This window comes from Sphingomonas sp. BT-65 (assembly GCF_026107375.2).
Classification (GTDB): Bacteria; Pseudomonadota; Alphaproteobacteria; order Sphingomonadales; family Sphingomonadaceae; genus Sphingomonas.
Genome location: NZ_JAPCIA010000001.1, coordinates 1,063,137 through 1,080,103, shown reverse-complemented (window position 1 = coordinate 1,080,103; position 16,967 = coordinate 1,063,137). Strand labels below are relative to the sequence as shown.

15 protein-coding genes are annotated in these 16,967 nt (G+C 65.7%); 8 read left to right on the top strand and 7 right to left on the bottom strand.

The window, feature by feature from the left end; genetic code table 11:
- The first annotated feature begins 126 nt into the window (after positions 1 to 126).
- Positions 127 to 2,532: a penicillin acylase family protein gene (locus OK349_RS05200; RefSeq protein WP_265118538.1), complete on the top strand. Its 2,406-nt coding sequence runs from the start codon at positions 127 to 129 to the stop codon at positions 2,530 to 2,532.
- A gap of 14 nt (positions 2,533 to 2,546) precedes the next feature.
- A complete protein-coding gene (locus OK349_RS05195) occupies positions 2,547 to 3,728 on the top strand; it encodes a serine hydrolase domain-containing protein (protein WP_265116760.1) in 1,182 nt (393 codons plus the stop codon).
- Between the two features lie 12 nt (positions 3,729 to 3,740).
- Here the strand turns inward: OK349_RS05195 and OK349_RS05190 are convergent, their stop codons facing one another.
- A complete protein-coding gene (locus tag OK349_RS05190; protein WP_265116759.1) occupies positions 3,741 to 4,496 on the bottom strand; it encodes a 3-keto-disaccharide hydrolase in 756 nt (251 codons plus the stop codon).
- 303 nt (positions 4,497 to 4,799) lie between these two features.
- On the opposite strand from OK349_RS05190, the gene uvrA reads away from it, so the two are divergent.
- Positions 4,800 to 7,838, top strand: coding sequence for an excinuclease ABC subunit UvrA (uvrA, locus tag OK349_RS05185; protein ID WP_265116758.1), 3,039 nt, complete (start codon positions 4,800 to 4,802; stop codon positions 7,836 to 7,838).
- A 76-nt stretch (positions 7,839 to 7,914) separates the two neighbouring features.
- On the top strand, positions 7,915 to 9,480 hold the full coding sequence (locus OK349_RS05180) for a hypothetical protein (RefSeq protein WP_265116757.1): 1,566 nt from the start codon (positions 7,915 to 7,917) through the stop codon (positions 9,478 to 9,480).
- Positions 9,481 to 9,565: 85 nt separating this feature from the next.
- Here OK349_RS05180 and OK349_RS05175 read toward each other — a convergent pair whose 3' ends face one another.
- The 3 genes from OK349_RS05175 to OK349_RS05165 form a co-directional block, all read right to left on the bottom strand.
- Positions 9,566 to 9,775 carry a DUF433 domain-containing protein gene (locus OK349_RS05175; protein WP_265116756.1) on the bottom strand — a complete coding sequence of 70 codons (210 nt, stop codon included), beginning with the start codon at positions 9,773 to 9,775 and terminating at the stop codon, positions 9,566 to 9,568.
- Positions 9,776 to 9,838: 63 nt separating this feature from the next.
- Positions 9,839 to 10,270, bottom strand: a complete 432-nt coding sequence (locus OK349_RS05170; protein ID WP_265116755.1) for a hypothetical protein — start codon at positions 10,268 to 10,270, stop codon at positions 9,839 to 9,841.
- Positions 10,230 to 10,514 (bottom strand): type II toxin-antitoxin system Phd/YefM family antitoxin, encoded by a 285-nt coding sequence (locus OK349_RS05165; protein ID WP_265116754.1) that lies wholly within the window; start codon positions 10,512 to 10,514, stop codon positions 10,230 to 10,232. Before OK349_RS05165 ends, OK349_RS05170 begins: the two co-directional genes overlap by 41 nt.
- 171 nt (positions 10,515 to 10,685) lie before the next feature.
- On the opposite strand from OK349_RS05165, the gene OK349_RS05160 reads away from it, so the two are divergent.
- The 4 genes from OK349_RS05160 to OK349_RS05145 all read left to right on the top strand — a co-directional run bounded on the left by OK349_RS05160 (position 10,686) and on the right by OK349_RS05145 (position 14,214).
- On the top strand, positions 10,686 to 11,828 hold the full coding sequence (locus OK349_RS05160; protein WP_265116753.1) for a hypothetical protein: 1,143 nt from the start codon (positions 10,686 to 10,688) through the stop codon (positions 11,826 to 11,828).
- A 64-nt stretch (positions 11,829 to 11,892) separates the two neighbouring features.
- Positions 11,893 to 13,506, top strand: coding sequence for a DNA polymerase III subunit gamma/tau (locus OK349_RS05155; RefSeq protein ID WP_265116752.1), 1,614 nt, complete (start codon positions 11,893 to 11,895; stop codon positions 13,504 to 13,506).
- Positions 13,503 to 13,826, top strand: a complete 324-nt coding sequence (locus OK349_RS05150) for a YbaB/EbfC family nucleoid-associated protein (protein WP_265116751.1) — start codon at positions 13,503 to 13,505, stop codon at positions 13,824 to 13,826. The genes OK349_RS05155 and OK349_RS05150 overlap by 4 nt, the downstream gene beginning before the upstream one ends.
- 73 nt (positions 13,827 to 13,899) lie before the next feature.
- Entirely contained in the window at positions 13,900 to 14,214 is a 315-nt protein-coding gene (locus OK349_RS05145) for a hypothetical protein (RefSeq protein ID WP_265116750.1), read from the top strand.
- 82 nt (positions 14,215 to 14,296) lie between these two features.
- Here the strand turns inward: OK349_RS05145 and mtgA are convergent, their stop codons facing one another.
- The 3 genes from mtgA to OK349_RS05130 form a co-directional block, all read right to left on the bottom strand.
- A complete protein-coding gene (mtgA, locus tag OK349_RS05140) occupies positions 14,297 to 14,947 on the bottom strand; it encodes a monofunctional biosynthetic peptidoglycan transglycosylase (RefSeq protein WP_265116749.1) in 651 nt (216 codons plus the stop codon).
- A gap of 77 nt (positions 14,948 to 15,024) precedes the next feature.
- Positions 15,025 to 15,930, bottom strand: coding sequence for an RNA polymerase sigma factor RpoH (gene rpoH / locus OK349_RS05135; RefSeq protein WP_265116748.1), 906 nt, complete (start codon positions 15,928 to 15,930; stop codon positions 15,025 to 15,027).
- A gap of 83 nt (positions 15,931 to 16,013) precedes the next feature.
- A complete protein-coding gene (locus tag OK349_RS05130) occupies positions 16,014 to 16,967 on the bottom strand; it encodes an RluA family pseudouridine synthase (RefSeq protein ID WP_265116747.1) in 954 nt (317 codons plus the stop codon).

Below are 16,967 nucleotides of genomic sequence, written 5' to 3'. Positions count from 1 at the left end.
CGACCGGCGCGATTTCTTCGCCACCCTATAACCGCCGTCTATTCCCGTCCCATGCTTGCGGCATGGACACCGCCGGTGCGCGACGCCAGTTTCCGCGTCCAGGCCGAGGCAGTGGGGGATTTGCCGATGTTCAACCGTCGTGGATTCCTGCTGGGTTCGGCTGCCACGCTGGCCGCGGTTCCGGCTGCCGGCGCATCGATACGGGTTCGTCCGATGACCGTTGCAAGCAACCGGACCGTCGCAGGCCTCAGCGCACCCATCGAGATCGTCGACGACCAATTCGGCATTCCGCATATCCGCGCCGCGGCCATCCCCGACGCGTTCTTCGGTCAGGGCTATGTCGTCGCGCGCGACCGGCTGTTCCAGATCGACCTCGCCTATCGCCGCGACCTTGGCCGCCTCGCCGAGGCGTTCGGCCCCAAATTCGCGAAGCACGACGCGGTCGCACGCCTGTTCCGCTTCCGCGGCGATCTCGATGCCGAGCTGGCGCGCATCCCCGCCGGCGTCCTCGCCTGCGCCCGCGCCTATGTCGCCGGGATCAACGCGCGCATCGACGAGGTGACCGCCGACCCTGCGCAGCTCCCGCTCGAATACGGCATCCTCGGCATCGCCCCGCTCAAATGGGACTTCGAGAATCTGGTGCGCCAGCGCGAGGCGTCGGAGGGCAATACCGATGACAGCGTCCGCCGCGCCCAGCTCGCCGCGCTCGGCCTGCTCGATCTCGACGCGATCGTCGCGCCGCTGCGCCCGGCGTGGAAGATGACCGTGCCCAAGGGGCTCGACGCCGCCGCGGTCACCGACGCCGATCTCGGCGTGCTCCGCATCGGCCGGCTGCCCTTTGGCGGGGAGCCGCCCGCGGCCGATCCCGCCGCGCCCGCGCCCCGCGTCTCCTCGCTCGATCGCGCTACGTCCGCGGATCGGGGCAACGCCGGCAGCAACGCCTGGACGATCGCGCCGTCGCGCAGCGCCACCGGTCGCCCGATCCTCGCCAACGATCCGCATCTCGGCATCGGCGGCTTCAGCCCGCGCCACGTCGCGCACCTGACCGCGCCCGGCCTCGACGTGATCGGCGGCGGTTCGCCCGGCCTGCCCGGCATCATGCAGGGGCACACCGACCGCTTCGCCTTCGGCCGCACCAATTTCCATATCGACCAGAGCGACCTGTTCATCCTCGAGCTCCACCCCGAGGACCCCGAGCAATATCGTCACGGGGGCGGCTGGAAGCGCTTCGAGACGGTGCAGGAGACGATCCCGGTCAAGGGCGGCGCCGCCGAGATGGTGACGCATCGCTATGCCGTGCAGGGCCCGGTGATCGCGCACGATCCCGCCCGCCGCCGCGCCAGCGTGCTCACCACCGTTGCGATGCAGCCGGGCGCCGCCGATTGCTTCGCGATGATCGCGATCAACCTGTCGAAGGACTGGGCCAGCCTGCGCAAGGCGTTCGCCTTCCACCCGTCGCCGACCAACTTCCACTATGCCGATATCGACGGCAATACCGGCTGGCAGGTGATCGGCTTCGTGCCGGTGCGCAAGGCCGGGGACGGCCTGCTCCCTGTGCCCGGTGACGGCAGCCACGACTGGACCGGGATGCGCGACTTCAGCGCGCTGCCCAGCGCGTACAACCCGGCCAAGGGCTGGTTCGCCTCGGCCAACCAGAACAATCTTCCCGATAACTGGCCGCGCGACCGCATCCCGGCCTTCTCGTTCCGCGATCCGTACCGCTACGAGCGCATCGCCGACGTGCTCAAGGCCCAGCCCAGGCACAGCATCGCCGACAGCGTCGCGCTCCAGCACGACACGCTCTCCACCCCCGCGCGCCAGTTCCTCGCTTTGCTCCCGCGCAACCCCTCAGCGGCGGCAAAGCCCGCGGTCGACATGCTGCGTGGCTGGAACGCCCGGCTCGACGCCGATAGCGCCCCCGCCGCCCTGTTCGAGATCGTCTGGCGCGACCTCGCCAAGCGCATGCTCGCCGCGATCGTGCCCGCGCAGGCGAAGAACCTCGTCACCGAGATCGCCCCCTCGATCCTGCTCGGCCTGCTCGCCAAGCCCGACGCGCGGCTCGGCGCCGATCCGCAGGGCGCGCGTGACGCGCTGCTCGACGCGGCGCTCGTCGCCGGCTGGGCATCGGCGCAGCAGCTGCTCGGTCCTGATCCCGCCGCATGGCGCTGGGGCACGCTCCACCAGGTCCGCCTGCGCCACCCGCTCTCGGCGATCCCCGCCATCGCCAAGGCGTTCCCGGCGATCGAGGGGCAGGGATCGGGCGGCGACGGCTTCACCGTGATGGCGCGCTGGCTCGGCTCGGGCCCGGGCTGGAACGTCGGCGGCGGATCGAGCTACCAGCAAGTGGTCGATGTCGGCGCGTGGGACAATTCACGGATCCTGATCATCCCTGGCCAGTCGATCGATCCGCGCTCGCCGCATTATCGCGACCAATATAGCTCGTGGATCGCCGGCGACACGCTCCCCTTGCTCTACAGCCGCGCCGCGGTGGATAAGGCCGCAGCCGCGCGCACCACGCTGAAGCCGTCCTGAGGGGAAAGGGGCCCATGCTCCGCCACGTCGCCGTCCTTCTGCTGCTCGCTGCGCCCGCCGCCGCGCAGGATGCCCCGCTCGACCGTGCCCTTGCCGATTTCCGCAAGCTCCACCGCGCCGAGGTGGAGCGCGCGAACATCGCCGGCAGCAGCTTCTACCTCGTGCGTGACGGCCGCACGCTCGCCGCCGACCATCTCGGCGAGCAGGATGCCGACGCCCATGTGCCGGTCGATGCGCAGACCATCTATCACTGGGCGTCGATCACCAAGACGATGACCGGTATCGCGATCATGCAGCTGCGCGAGCGCGGGCTGCTGTCGCTCGACGACCCGATCGTGAAATACGTCCCCGAGCTTGCTTGCGTCCACAACCCGTTCGGCGACACCGGCGCGATCACGATCCGCCAGCTGATGAGTCACAGCGCGGGCTTCCGCAACGGCACCTGGCCGTGGCGCGACAAGGACTGGCAGCCGTTCGAGCCGCCGAGCTGGAAACAGCTCGAGGCGATGCTCCCTTATACCGAAGTCCAGTTCAAACCCGGCAGCCGCTTCAGCTATTCCAATCCCGGCATCGTCTATCTGGGGCAGGTGATCGAGCGCCTCTCGGGCGAGGATTACGAAGTCTATATCGACAAGAACATTCTGAAGCCGCTCGGCATGCACGCCAGCTATTTCGACCGCACCCCGCCGCACCTGCTCCGCCATCGTTCGCACAGCTATTATATCCGCAACGACGAGCGCACCGCCGCGCCGTTCGACGCCGACACCGGCGTGACGGTCTCCAACGGCGGCCTCAATGCGCCGATGCCCGACATGGCGCGATACGTCGCGTTCCTGCTTGGCGACCCGGCGCGCCAGGCCGAATACGACCTGATCCTCAAGCGCGCCTCGCTCGAGGAGATGTGGCGCCCCCAGCTCTCCGCGGGCGATGACTTCAGCCAGGGCCGCATGGCGACGACCACGCAAGTCGGCCTGTCCTTCTTCATCGACCGCACCGACGGCATCCGCGTCATCGGCCACAATGGCGACCAGAACGGCTTCCGCGCCTATCTCAGCCTGTGCCCCGACCAGCGCCTCGGCACATTGCTTGCGTTCAACACCGAGACGCGCGGCGTGCGCAACGACCCGAGCAACCGCGAGACGGCGGAGTCGCGCATGGCGCTGGCGACGGATGCGCTGTGCCGGGCGGCGGGGTAGGGCGCATGCGCCTCAATCGAGCCGCTGCAGCTCGATGTTCCGGAACTCGATCTGGTGGCCCTCGCTCTGCAGCGCGATATAGCCTTGGCGAAGCTCTACCTTGCCCCCCGCAGCGGCGATCAGCGGCTGCGCGTCCTTGTCCTTAGGATCGAGCTCGGCCGCGGAATAGCGCAGCACCGGCTTACCCTCGATGAAATGAGTGATCTCGCCATTGGGCAGTACCTCCAGTTCGACGCGGGTCCAGCGGCCGACCGGGAGCAGCGGCGAGGAGGAGAGGATGCAATGGCGGGGATCGCGCCTGCCCTCGAACACAACGGTGGTGCCGGGCGTGCAGAGGTTGCCGGTTGGCTCCTGCGCAGGACGCGGAATCCCGAGGAGTTGCATCTCCAGACTCACCGGAAATTGTTGATCGCGCCGCATCGTCTCCGGCGCCTGCGAATGGAACATCAGCCCGGAATTGCTGGCCTGCCAGCTTTGGATGCCCGGCAGGGAATCGCCGAACAGCCGGTATTCGAAGCGGATGCGATAGGCCTTGAGCGGCATCTTCCAGAAGAGATGGCCGAACTCGCCTTCGAACTTCTTGTAGTTGGCATGCGAGACCCGGATCGCGCCTTCATGCACGGTGAACATGTCCAGGGGGTCCTCGCCCGCGGCGCGGCCGGTGATCTTGGGCGTCCAGCCGGTGAGGGTCCTGCCGTCGAAGATGCGCTCCCACCGGGCCTCGGGCGCGGGCGCGGCGCCGAGCAGCGCCAACAGAGGTACAATCATGAATCGCACGCGTAGGAGCCCTTTGTTGCTGATGTCCGCCGTCTGGCGGAGGGTGCCCGCCTCGCTTCTCGATGGCAAGCACTCCTCGATTCAGAGCCGGCGCGGCGGACGGGCGAACCGGCCAGATGACCTGCAACCGTGCCGGTCGAACCTTTCAGCGAATGTCCGGGATTGGCGCCGGGCCATCTCTTGCCCCTCGCATCCGCGCGTCCGTGCCCCTATCTCCCCTCTAGCTTCCCATCAAGAACAAAGCTAGAACTCACCCACTATGCTGACTCACATCCAGAAGCAGAGCGTAAGCGAATGCTGACTCACATAAGCGTCCGCGGCGCGCGCGAGCACAACCTCAAGGGCGTGGACATCGACATCCCGCGCGACACGCTCACGGTCATCACCGGCCTGTCGGGCAGCGGCAAGTCGAGCCTCGCCTTCGACACCATCTATGCCGAGGGCCAGCGCCGCTACGTCGAGAGCCTCAGCGCCTATGCGCGCCAGTTCCTCGAGATGATGCAGAAGCCCAATGTCGAGCATATCGAAGGCCTGTCGCCCGCGATCTCGATCGAGCAGAAGACCACGTCGCGCAACCCGCGCTCGACCGTCGCGACGGTCACCGAGATCTACGATTATATGCGCCTGCTCTGGGCACGCGTCGGCATCCCCTACAGTCCCGCGACCGGCCTCCCGATCGCCGCGCAGACCGTCAGCCAGATGGTCGACCGCGTCCTCGCCTTGCCCGAGGGCACGCGCCTCCTGCTCCTCGCCCCGGTCGTGCGCGGCCGCAAGGGCGAGTATCGCAAGGAGCTGCTCGAGTGGCAGAAGGCCGGCTTCCAGCGCGTCCGCATCGACGGCGAGACCTATCTGATCGAGGAAGCCCCCGCGCTCGACAAGAAGTACAAGCACGACATCGAGGTGGTGGTCGACCGCCTCGTCGTGCGCGACGATATCGCCACCCGCCTCGCCGAGAGCTTCGAGACCGCGCTCAAGCTCGCCGAGGGCCTGGCCTATATCGACCTGGTCGACACCACGGTGGCCGAAGTCACCGCCAACCGCGTCAAGGAGGCCCCCCAGGCCTTCGCCGCCGAAACTCCCCTCCCTGCAAGGGAGGGGCAGGGGGTGGGTGCCGAGCCGCAAGGCTCGGCGTCGCCCGCAGCCACGGCCACCAACGTCACCGGCGGTTCGATGAAGGGCGCCGGCATCCCCGACAACCGCATCGTCTTCTCCGAGAAGTTCGCCTGCCCGGTCAGCGGCTTCACCATCCCCGAGATCGAGCCGCGGCTGTTCTCCTTCAACGCCCCGCAGGGCGCGTGCCCGGCGTGCGACGGCCTTGGCGAGCGGCTGGTGTTCGACGAGGACCTCGTCGTCCCCAACCACGACCTCACGATCAAGAAGGGCGCGGTCGTCCCCTGGGCCAAGTCCAACCCGCCATCGCCCTATTACATGCAGGTCCTCGGCAGCCTCGCGCGCGAGTTCGGCTTCAGCCTCGACACCCCGTGGAAGGACCTCGCGCCCGAGGTCCAGTTCATCATCCTCCACGGCACCGGCGGCAAGCCCGTCACGCTCACCTTCGTCGACGGCAGGAAGTCCTACGACGTGAAGAAGCCGTTCGAGGGCGTGATCGGCAACCTCAACCGCCGCATGCTCCAGACCGAGAGCGCGTGGATGCGCGAGGAGCTGTCCAAATACCAGGCCGCCCATGCCTGCGAGACCTGCCACGGCGCGCGCCTCAAGCCCGAGGCGCTCGCGGTCAAGATCGCCGGCCGCGACATCTCCAGCGTCACCCGCCTCTCGGTCACCGACGCGCTGCCCTTCTTCGCCGAGCTGCCCAAGGACCTCACCCCCCAGCAGCAGGAGATCGCCAAGGCCATCCTCAAGGAGATCGACGAGCGCCTCGGCTTCCTCAACAATGTCGGCCTCGACTATCTCAACTTGAACCGCACCAGCGGCACCCTCTCGGGCGGCGAGTCCCAGCGCATCCGCCTCGCGAGCCAAATAGGTTCGGGATTGTCCGGCGTTTTGTACGTATTGGATGAGCCGAGCATCGGCCTGCACCAGCGCGACAACGACATGCTGCTCGCCACGCTGCGCCGCCTGCGCGATCTCGGCAACACCGTGCTGGTGGTCGAGCATGACGAGGACGCGATCCGCACCGCCGATTACGTCATCGACATGGGCCCCGGCGCCGGCGTCCATGGCGGCGAGATCGTCGCCCATGGCAGCTTCGACCAGGTGCTCGCCTGCACCGACAGCATCACCGCCGACTATCTCGCCGGCCGCCGCGCCGTCCCGCTCCCCACCAAGCGCCGCAAGGGCACCGGCAAGAAGCTCACCGTCCACAACGCCACCGCCAACAACCTGACCGGCGTCACCGCGAGCATCCCGCTCGGCACCTTCACCTGCATCACCGGCGTCTCCGGCTCGGGCAAGTCGAGCTTCACCATCGACACGCTCTACGCCGCCGCCGCGCGCTCGCTCAACGGCGCGCGCCTGCTCGCCGGCAAGCACGACAAGGTCACCGGGCTCGAGCATCTCGACAAGGTGATCGACATCGATCAGTCGCCGATCGGCCGCACCCCGCGCTCCAACCCCGCCACCTATACCGGCGCCTTCACCAACATCCGCGACTGGTTCGCCGGCCTGCCGGAGGCGCAGGCGCGCGGCTACAAGCCCGGCCGCTTCAGCTTCAACGTCAAGGGCGGCCGCTGCGAGGCGTGCCAGGGCGACGGCGTGCTCAAGATCGAGATGCACTTCCTCCCCGACGTCTACGTCACCTGCGACGTCTGCCACGGCCAGCGCTACAACCGCGAGACGCTGGAGGTGAAGTTCAAGGGGATGAGCATCGCCGACGTGCTCGACATGACGGTCGAGGACGCGGTCGAATTCTTCAAGGCCGTCCCCCCGATCCGTGAGAAGATGGCGATGCTGGCGGAAGTCGGCCTCGGCTACGTCAAGGTCGGCCAGCAGGCGACGACCCTCTCCGGCGGCGAGGCGCAGCGCGTCAAGCTCGCCAAGGAACTGGCGCGGCGCGCGACGGGGCAAACCCTCTACATCTTGGACGAGCCCACCACCGGCCTCCATTTCGAGGACGTGCGCAAGCTCCTCGAAGTGCTCCACGCACTGGTCGAACAGGGCAACACCGTGGTGGTGATCGAGCACAATCTCGACGTCATCAAGACCGCCGACTGGATCCTCGACCTGGGCCCGGAAGGCGGCGTCAAGGGCGGCGAGGTGGTGGCCGAGGGCACGCCGGAGATGGTCGTGAAGGTGGCGCGCAGCTATACGGGGAAGTATCTCGCGCCGCTGCTGGAGCGGGGCAGGGTGGGGGAGTCGGTGGCGGCGGAGTGATCTTCTCTCGCTTAGAACAGCTAAGTAACTTGTGAATCCGCGCTTCTTAAAGCTCTGATGTCCGAGAATCTGCAATATGAAAGAAACCACCACCACAGGCAGAAAAGGCGAAAGCGTCTTTCGTGACCGTTGCATCGACTATGATGTCACCTGTCACAAGGCTTATGATGACGATTACGGGTGGGATTTCTTTATAGAGTTTCCACCGGAAGAGAAGCCAAACACACCGCTCGATATGCATCCGGCACACCGGTCCGCGTTGGTTCAGGTAAAGACAACACGTAATTACAGGACAATGTCTTGTAAACTTAAGCTATCCAACGCGCTCCGGATGGCGAAGTCGCCCCAGCCATTTTTCCTTGTGCTGATCCACGCAAAGCGCGGCAGTGAACCGCGCATTTTCATCCGGCATGTCTGGACCGAGTTTATCATCGAAGCTTTAAAGGCAGGCCGGATCGCCGATAGCCAGCGTAAAAGAGCAACTCATAGGCAGTCGATTACGATTAACTTCGCCGATCAAAGCAACCACACTTCTGACTTGCTGCCGTTTATCAAATTGGAGATTGACGGCGCCGGTGCGGACTACGCGGCAGCCAAACGCAAAATCGTTGACACCGTAGGTTTTGAGAATGGCCGTGGCACGGCGAAGGTGACTTTCGAGATTGAAACCGACGATGATTTTTTTGATTTTCTACTGGGCCGTCGTGAAAGTCTCGATCTTGTCAGGTTTGAATTTACGTCAGAGAGGTTTGGAATCCCGGCTGGCGACAAGGAAATCACGGAGGGGCCGGCAAAACTCTACGTAGAGCCTCATTCGAGTTCAGCTACTTTGCGGATGCGTAGCGGCAAAGGGGAGGAGCGCATTATCCCCGCTGTAGTGACAAAAGCTCAATTGCCCGATGGCAACGGAGGTCTCTTTCGAGTTCGGGTTGTTGCTGGTTGCTTGGAAATCGTCCGTGGTAACGGCATAAGTCGTGCCAATGCGACGATTTTGCCGGAGAAGTCGTCACTAGCAGATGCCGAGATGTTTGGAACTCTACAGCAGTGGGGTGAGGACGGTCCTATTGACCTTCTGCTAATGATGGATGGAAACCGGATTGGTCTCGGTCATTTAGATATTTCTTCTGAAACCTCGGGTAGAGAATGGTGGCTTCGTGTGGGTCATGCGGCCCGACTGCTGCGGCAATTGTGCTCGGCTGCGATGATGAGCGATATACCGGTTTCTGTGCAAGACATCGGCGCTGCATCTGTCGATCTAGAGTACCTTGCAGCTTTGGCCAGTGACCGCGCCGTTCGGATTGTTTTCAATCCCGCGCCGGAATGTCCGCCGGTGTTCGCATCGGCTCTCGGATTTATCATTACCTCAGTCGGCGACTGGACATTGACGGTGCTGGCGCAACGCCCGGTGCCGTATCAGAAGGAGGTAGATGGACAGCGCGAACTGTTCCTAGGAGCGGCGCGAATTTTGGATGTCCATATTGAACGAACAGCGGATGCCCGAGCGCCCGCGGAGATTGAAACGCATTACAAGACGGCGCTCGAAAAACTGGACGTGACCAACGATGTTTTCGGGTTCGGTGATCTCAAAGAATTTATCAACGCTGGTCTAAGGGAAGCGGACCCTCAACCATCGCTGCCATAAGATTCAAAAATGCGGGGACAGCATATTAAGTCGGTGCTTGCGTCTTGATTACGGATTACGGTGACAGTTTACTAAATACCGTATATTAGCGAGTAGCATCCGCCGCATAGGCCAGCACCGCGCGCACATCATCCTCGGTCAGATAGGGAAAGTCCGCGGCGATCTCCGCCGGCGTCGCGCCACCCGCCAGCATCTCCAGCACATCACCCACCCGCATACGCGTTCCGGTCACAACCGGCCGTCCACCGCAAACCTGCGGGTCTACCGAAATGCGCGAGAAGCCAGCCAGCGTCATCGCATCAAGATGTGTTGAATCTGCGAAAATCGCAACCGGCGCTGGATTCCAGCGCCAACCCTGCTACTCGCTCCGCCGCACCAGCCGAACCTGCCTGACCTTCTTCCCGAACGCTGTGCGCACCTGCTCGAACAACCAGTCCGGGATGGCCCCGTGATACGGCGCCACGCCATCTACCAGACGAATGTCCGGACCCGGCCAGCGGAAGCGATTGATCTCGGTGACCATGATCCAGCTCTGCTCTTTGTCGAGACCCAGATCGCGCTTGACGATCGCCGGCATCTCCACGCCATCGTCCGCCTCCGGCTTGCTATGCGTCACCGGCACGACATGAACAAACACATCGTCATTCTGCGTGGTTGTTGCCAGGATGACCACCGAGGGCCGGTCCTTCAGTCCTTCTTCCTGCCCGGCATCGGACTCGCGCGCCCACAGATAGGCGTAGCTGATGACGTCACCCGGCGTCGGGATCGGCCAGCCGCCGGCCGGCTTCACGCGATCGTTCGCCCGGCTGGGCGTTGAGGATGGCTTCGATCGTTTCGTCATCCAAGTCTTCCGTGCGGATTACTTGGCGATCTCGACGCAAAAGGCGCTCATACTCGTTTAGCGAGATCATCACGACCCGCGTGGTGCCGTGACGCTGGATTCCAACCGGACGCAGCATTGCTTCGTCCGTATAGAAACCAAATTTACTCGCCGCCTCCTTTGCCGAAACCGCCAGAAGCGGTTTGTTGCTCATGGTTACAGCCCGTGCGTCTCGTTACCACGGCGTATTTGCCGTAAAGTACGGATAGTGGATATAAGCTTAACAATCAATGAAGCAATAATGAGAACAAAAATAGAACTTTCCTACAACCCCCATTCCGGCATACCTAACCGGTCCTCTGCACCACACGGAGGGGACCAACACATGAACGCGATCACACCGACCGAAGCCGACTACGCCTTCGACCACGCCGCCTTCCACGAGCTCGAGCCCGGCGTTCCCGACGCCACGCGCTATGACGGCTGGACCGCGGAGAAGCAGAAGCGCTTCCTCACCGCCTTGTCGCGCGGGCTCAACGTCACTCAGGCCTGCGCCATCGTCGATATGTCGCGCCAGTCGGCCTATGCGCTACGCACCAGCGCGAAGGGCGCCGCCTTCCGCCTCGGCTGGGACGCGGCGCTGCTCCATGCGCGCGACGCGCTCGCCGACGAGCTGATGGACCGCGCGTTCAACGGCGTGCGGGAGAGCGTCACCAGCGATGACGGCCGCATCACCACCCGCCACCGCCACGACAATTTCCTCGCCTGGCGCATGCTCAACCGGCTCGACAAGCGCGCCGACGCCGCCTGCACCGATGCCAATGTCGTCGCGGTGCGCCTCGCCGCCGCCGATTTCGAGCAGCTGCTCGAGCTGATCGCGCAGGAGGCCGCGCCCGCCCGCGCCGGCCTGTTCCTCGCCGCGCGGCTCGGGGCTTGCGCGGCGGAGGCGAGCGAGGACGATCTCGCCCCGATCCGCGCGCTCGCCCGCGCCGACCGCTGGCTGCGCACGCATACGGACGTGGCGCAGGGGATCGCCGATCTCGATCCCGCGAACCGCGCGAGCTGGACCGGCGAGCAATGGGCGCGCGCCGAGGCCGCCGGACTGGTCCAGCTCGCCCCCGCGCCGCCGCCGCAGCCGGCCGAGCCCGAAATGGACGCCGACACCCGCGATTTGTATCAACTTCGTCAACTTGACGCCGAGCGCCGCGCCCAGCGCGTGTGGTGGTGCGAATATGCCAATGGCTGGCGCACTAACTTCCCCCCGCCCGCGGATTTCGATGGCGAGCAGGAGGGCGAGCCCGACGATGAGGGCTATGAGCGCGAGCTCACACCCGACGAGGAGGATGCGGTCGAGGCGCTGCGCGCGCGCGATCTCGCCCCGTTCATCGCCGCCGGGCTCGCCGAGCGCGAAGCCTGGCTCGCCGCCTGCCGCGAGGAGGAGAACAGCCCCTCCCCTTCAGGGAAGGGGTTGGGGTGGGGGCGTCTTGGTGATGAGGAGGAGGAGGAGGAGGAACCCGCAATGACCTGAAATCGCGCGTCCCGCCGCATCGGGGCATGGCGAAGCGCGGATCGAGCCGCTAGATTGGGGGTTCATGTCCGACTCCCTCGATCTAGGCGAACCTCCGCAGCCGCGCGACGCGGCGTACCGCGTGCTCGCGCGCAAATACCGGCCGCAGACCTTCGCCCAGCTCATCGGGCAGGATGCGATGGTGCAGACGCTGGGCAACGCGATCAAGCGCGACCGGCTGGCGCATGCCTTCCTGCTGACGGGCGTGCGCGGGGTGGGCAAGACCTCGACCGCGCGGCTGATCGCGAAGGCGCTCAACTGTGTGGGGCCGGACGGGCAGGGCGGTCCGACGATCGATCCGTGCGGGGTGTGCGAGCCGTGCCGCGCGATCGCCGAGGGGCGGCACATCGACGTGATCGAGATGGACGCGGCGAGCCACACCGGCGTCGACGACGTCCGCGAGATCATCGACGCCTCGCGCTATTCGGCGGTGTCGGCGCGCTACAAGATCTACATCATCGACGAAGTCCACATGCTGTCGAAGAACGCGTTCAATGCGCTGCTGAAGACGCTCGAGGAGCCGCCGAGCCATGTGAAGTTCCTGTTCGCGACGACCGAGGTGCAGAAGGTCCCGGTGACGGTGCTCTCGCGCTGCCAGCGCTTCGACCTGCGCCGCATCCCGGCCGAGAAGCTCGCCGCGCATTTCGCCGAGGTGGTCGCGGCCGAGGGCGTCGAGGCGGAGCCCGAGGCGCTGGCGATGATCGCCCGGGCGGCGGAGGGCTCGGCGCGCGACGGCCTGTCGATCCTCGACCAGGCGATCGCCCATGCCGGCATGGAGGGCGGGGCGGTCAGCGCCGAGGCGGTCCGCGCGATGCTCGGCCTGTCCGACCGCAACGCGATCCGCGCGTTGTTCGGGCTGGTGATCGAAGGCGACGGCCCCGGCGCGCTTGCGGCGCTCCGCGACCAGTACGACCTCGGCGTCGATCCGCAGGCGGTGCTGAAGTCGCTCTTGGAGACCGTCCACCGCGTGACCCTCGCGAAGCTCGGCAACGAAGCGATTCCGGGGCAGGCGGCCGAAGAGACCGCGGCGCTGGCGGAATGGGCGGCGAAGCTCGGCTTCCCGGCCTTGCATCGGCTCTGGCAGCTGCTGTTGCGCGGCCATGACGAAGTGGCGAAGGCGGCGTTGCCGATCGAGGCCTGCGAGATGGCGCTGCTCCGCGTCATCCACGCCTCGACGCTGCCCGACCCGGGCGAGCTGGCGCGCAAGCTGGCCGACGGCATGCCGGTCGGCGCTGCTCCTGCCGTTACGCTGTCGGCACCCGCCGAACCCCCGGCGCCGCGTGACCTCGCCGAGGTGCTGGAGCGGCTCGAAGCGGCGCACGAACATCATGTCGCGGCCCGCGCCCGCAACCTGATCCGCGTCATCGCGTTCGATGCACCGGTGATCGAGGTGAGCAGCCAGGGCCTGCCAGCCGACCTGGTCAGCGATTTCGAGCAGGCGCTCCGCCGCCATCTCGGAAGGCGCTGGTCGCTCAAGGTGACGGCGGCGCCCGGCGGCGCGACGCTCGCCGAGGTCAAGGCGGCCGAAGCCGCGGCGGAGCGCGATGCGGTGCTGGCTTCGCCGGTCGTCGCCGCCGCGCTCGAAGCATTTCCCGAAGCCGAGCTGATCGGCTGGACCCCGACCCGGAGGATCGCATGAAGAGTATCGAAGACATCATGGCCATGGCGCAGAACGTCCAGAACGAGCTGACCAAGGCCCAGGCCAATCTCGACACGATCGAGGTCGAAGGCGCCTCGGGCGGCGGGCTGGTCAAGGTCAAGGCCACCGCCAAGGGCCGCATCATCGGCGTCGACATCGACGAATCGCTCCTCGCGCCGAGCGAGAAGCAGATGCTCGAGGACCTGATCGCCGCCGCGCTCAACGATGCGCGGACCAAGGCCGATGCCGCGGCGCAGACCGAAATGTCCAAGCTTTCCAGCGGCATTCCGCTGCCCCCGGGGTTCAAGCTGCCGTTCTGAACATTTCACAACGGGAACAATCGCTTCGCCGCATCCGTTACAGTCGCAATCTGATCCTCAAGGGAGATGCGAAATGGCTGACGAACGGATTGTCGAACGGGATGACGGCGTGACCGCGGAGCGCGTGACCGAACGCGATACCGGCGGGACCACCACGGTGATTGAGCGCCGCGGCGGCGGTGGCGGACTGATCCTCGGGATCATCGCCCTGATCATCGTCGTGGTCGGCGCCTTCTGGTTCCTGAGCGAGAACAGCAGCGAGACGCGCAAGGACGACGCGATCGCCGAAGCCGCGAAGAGCGTCGGCGACGGTGCCGAGAAGGTCGGCGACGCAGCCAAGAAGGCTGGCGACCGCATCGAGAAGGGCGCGGACGACACGACCAAGTAGCGCGCGAATTCCTGACGATGAGAAAGAACGTCAGAGGAAGATTTCAGATCGGCGGCGTGTAGGAAAATCTTTTCTGCGCCGTTCAGCGCAGGCAGGCGTCGAGTCCTTCGCGCTGCACCACGCCGACCCGCGCGGCGATCGAATTGCCGTAGCGGCGGGTGAAGCCTCGCGGGGCGACACCCGCCCTTTTCTTGGGAAGCGGCAGCACCGCGGCGATTCGCGCCGCCTCGGCGCGGGTCATGTTCGCCGCGCCGTGCTTGAAGTAACGCTGCGACCCCGCCTCGACGCCATAGGTGCCGATGCCGGTCTCGGCGACGTTGAGATAGACTTCCATGATCCGCTTCTTGGGCCAGATCAGCTCGATCAGGACGGTGAACCACGCCTCCAGGCCCTTGCGGAAAAAGCCGCCGCCCTGCCACAGGAAGACGTTCTTGGCGGTCTGCTGGCTGATCGTCGAGCCGCCGCGCAGCACCTTGCCGCCCTTGGCGTTGCGATACATCGCCGCGGCGATCGAATCATAGTCGAAGCCGCCGTGCGTGCAGAAGGACGAATCCTCCGCCGCGATCGCGGCGCGCGGCATGTCGGGGTCGATGCGGTCGAGCGGCACCCAGCGCTTGGTCGCGCCATGGCCGGCGAGGATGTCGCCGACCATCGTCCAGGTGACCGGGGGCGGCACGAAGCGATAGACGGTGACCATCAGCAGCGACAGGCCGATGAAGCCGAGCAGGAGCATGCCGGCCCATGCCACGAGCCGGCGGCCCCAGGACCGCCTCCGCACTGCCGCCAACGCTTATACCCCCAGTCGCGCGGTCAGCCGACGGTGAGCAGACGGCGGTCGCCCGCCAGCCGCATCATCGCCTTTTGCAGCTTCTCGAACGCGCGCACCTCGATCTGGCGGACGCGCTCGCGCGACACGCCATAGACCTGGCTGAGCTCCTCGAGCGTCTTGGGATCGTCGGTCAGGCGGCGCTCGGTCAGGATGTGCTTCTCGCGCTCGTTGAGTTCGTCCATCGCCTCGACCAGCATGCCGTGGCGAACGTCCGCTTCCTGCGCTTCGGCGACGATCTCGTCCTGCAGCGCACTGTCGTCCTGCAGCCAATCCTGCCACTGGCCCTCGCCGTCCTCGCGCATCGGCACGTTGAGCGAGGTGTCGCCGCCCATCGCCATGCGGCGGTTCATCGAGGTGACCTCGTCCTCGGTCACGCCGAGGTCCTTGGCGATCTTGGCGAGATGTTCGGGGGAGAGGTCGCCATCCTCGAACGCGTCGAGCTTGGCCTTCATCCGGCGCAGGTTGAAGAACAGCTTCTTCTGCGCGGCGGTGGTGCCCATCTTCACGAGCGACCAGCTGCGCAGGATGAATTCCTGGATCGAGGCGCGAATCCACCACATCGCGTAGGTGGCGAGGCGGAAGCCCCGGTCGGGCTCGAACTTCTTCACGCCCTGCATCAGGCCGATATTGCCCTCGGAGATCAGCTCGGACACCGGCAGGCCATAGCCGCGGTAGCCCATCGCGATCTTGGCGACGAGGCGCAGATGGCTGGTCACGAGCTGCGCTGCAGCTTCGGGATCGCCATGCTCCTGAAAACGCTTGGCGAGCATATATTCCTGCTCGGGCGCCAGGATCGGAAACTTCTTGATCTCGGCCAGATAGCGGTTGAGGCTCGCCTCACCGCCCAGTGCGGGGATCGTCGCCGGGACGTTGCTTCCGCTTGCCATTGATCACTTACTCCCTTTGCTAGAACCTTCCCCCCTGTTGCGGCGAGGACGGTATGCGACCCTCCGAAGACGGGCCAATGAAGCTATACGACGAGCCTATCGAACAGTTCCTGCATGTCGGCAGGCATTTCGCTATCGAAGGCCAAAGCGTGGCTACTAATGGGATGGATAAACCCCAAATGCGCCGCATGTAAGGCCTGACGGCGGAAACCCAGGGTTTCCAATACTGCCCGATGTTCCTTCTTCGTTCTGCCATAGACCGGGTCCCCGATCAAGGGGTGGCCGATCGAGGCCATGTGGACGCGTACCTGATGGGTGCGCCCGGTCTCAAGCCGGCATTCGACCAACGCCGCTTCGTCGAGAAGCGGGCCCGGCATGACCTGCCAGCGAGTCACCGCGCGCTTGCCGCCGGCGACGATCGCCATCTTCTTGCGGTTCTGCGGCGAGCGGGCGAGCGGTGCGTCGATCGTGCCGCTTCCTGTCTTGGGCCGGCCCGAGACGATCGCCTTGTAGCGGCGGTCGATCGAATGCGCCTTGAACTGGCGGGCGAGGCCGACATGCGCGCGATCGGTCTTGGCGGCGACCATCAGCCCCGACGTGTCCTTGTCGATGCGGTGGACGATCCCCGGCCGCGCGACCCCGCCAATGCCCGACAGGCTGCCCTGGCAGTGATGCAGCAGCGCATTGACCAAAGTGCCGTCGAAATTGCCCGCGGCGGGATGGACGACCAGCCCTGCCTGCTTGTCGATGACGATCAGATGCTCGTCCTCGAACGCCACGTTGAGCTCGATCGCCTGCGGTTCGTTATGCGCTTCGGCCGGGGCGGGGACGTCGATACGGAACAGCGCGCCGCCTGGCGCCCTCTTCTTGGGGTCGCGCACCTGGCCGTCGGGGCCGGTGACGTTGCCGGTCGAGATCAGCGCCTTGATCCGCTCGCGCGAGAGCGTGGGGAGCGCATCCGCGAGGGCCCGGTCCAGCCGCCAGCCATCCGCTTGCGGAGAAACGCGTGCTTCGAACGTGGAAACCCCCCGGCTCAT

What these genes read in the sequence shown, in the direction of transcription:
- OK349_RS05200 (WP_265118538.1), top strand. Translation starts at nt 127, where the DNA reads ATGTTCAACCGTCGTGGATTCCTGCTGGGTTCGGCTGCCACGCTGGCC.
- OK349_RS05195 (WP_265116760.1), top strand. Translation starts at nt 2,547, where the DNA reads ATGCTCCGCCACGTCGCCGTCCTTCTGCTGCTCGCTGCGCCCGCCGCC.
- OK349_RS05190 (WP_265116759.1), bottom strand. Translation starts at nt 4,496, where the DNA reads ATGATTGTACCTCTGTTGGCGCTGCTCGGCGCCGCGCCCGCGCCCGAG.
- uvrA (WP_265116758.1), top strand. Translation starts at nt 4,800, where the DNA reads ATGCTGACTCACATAAGCGTCCGCGGCGCGCGCGAGCACAACCTCAAG.
- OK349_RS05180 (WP_265116757.1), top strand. Translation starts at nt 7,915, where the DNA reads ATGAAAGAAACCACCACCACAGGCAGAAAAGGCGAAAGCGTCTTTCGT.
- OK349_RS05175 (WP_265116756.1), bottom strand. Translation starts at nt 9,775, where the DNA reads ATGACGCTGGCTGGCTTCTCGCGCATTTCGGTAGACCCGCAGGTTTGC.
- OK349_RS05165 (WP_265116754.1), bottom strand. Translation starts at nt 10,514, where the DNA reads ATGAGCAACAAACCGCTTCTGGCGGTTTCGGCAAAGGAGGCGGCGAGT.
- OK349_RS05160 (WP_265116753.1), top strand. Translation starts at nt 10,686, where the DNA reads ATGAACGCGATCACACCGACCGAAGCCGACTACGCCTTCGACCACGCC.
- OK349_RS05155 (WP_265116752.1), top strand. Translation starts at nt 11,893, where the DNA reads ATGTCCGACTCCCTCGATCTAGGCGAACCTCCGCAGCCGCGCGACGCG.
- OK349_RS05150 (WP_265116751.1), top strand. Translation starts at nt 13,503, where the DNA reads ATGAAGAGTATCGAAGACATCATGGCCATGGCGCAGAACGTCCAGAAC.
- OK349_RS05145 (WP_265116750.1), top strand. Translation starts at nt 13,900, where the DNA reads ATGGCTGACGAACGGATTGTCGAACGGGATGACGGCGTGACCGCGGAG.
- mtgA (WP_265116749.1), bottom strand. Translation starts at nt 14,947, where the DNA reads ATGCTCCTGCTCGGCTTCATCGGCCTGTCGCTGCTGATGGTCACCGTC.
- rpoH (WP_265116748.1), bottom strand. Translation starts at nt 15,930, where the DNA reads ATGGCAAGCGGAAGCAACGTCCCGGCGACGATCCCCGCACTGGGCGGT.
- OK349_RS05130 (WP_265116747.1), bottom strand. Translation starts at nt 16,967, where the DNA reads ATGAGCCGGGGGGTTTCCACGTTCGAAGCACGCGTTTCTCCGCAAGCG.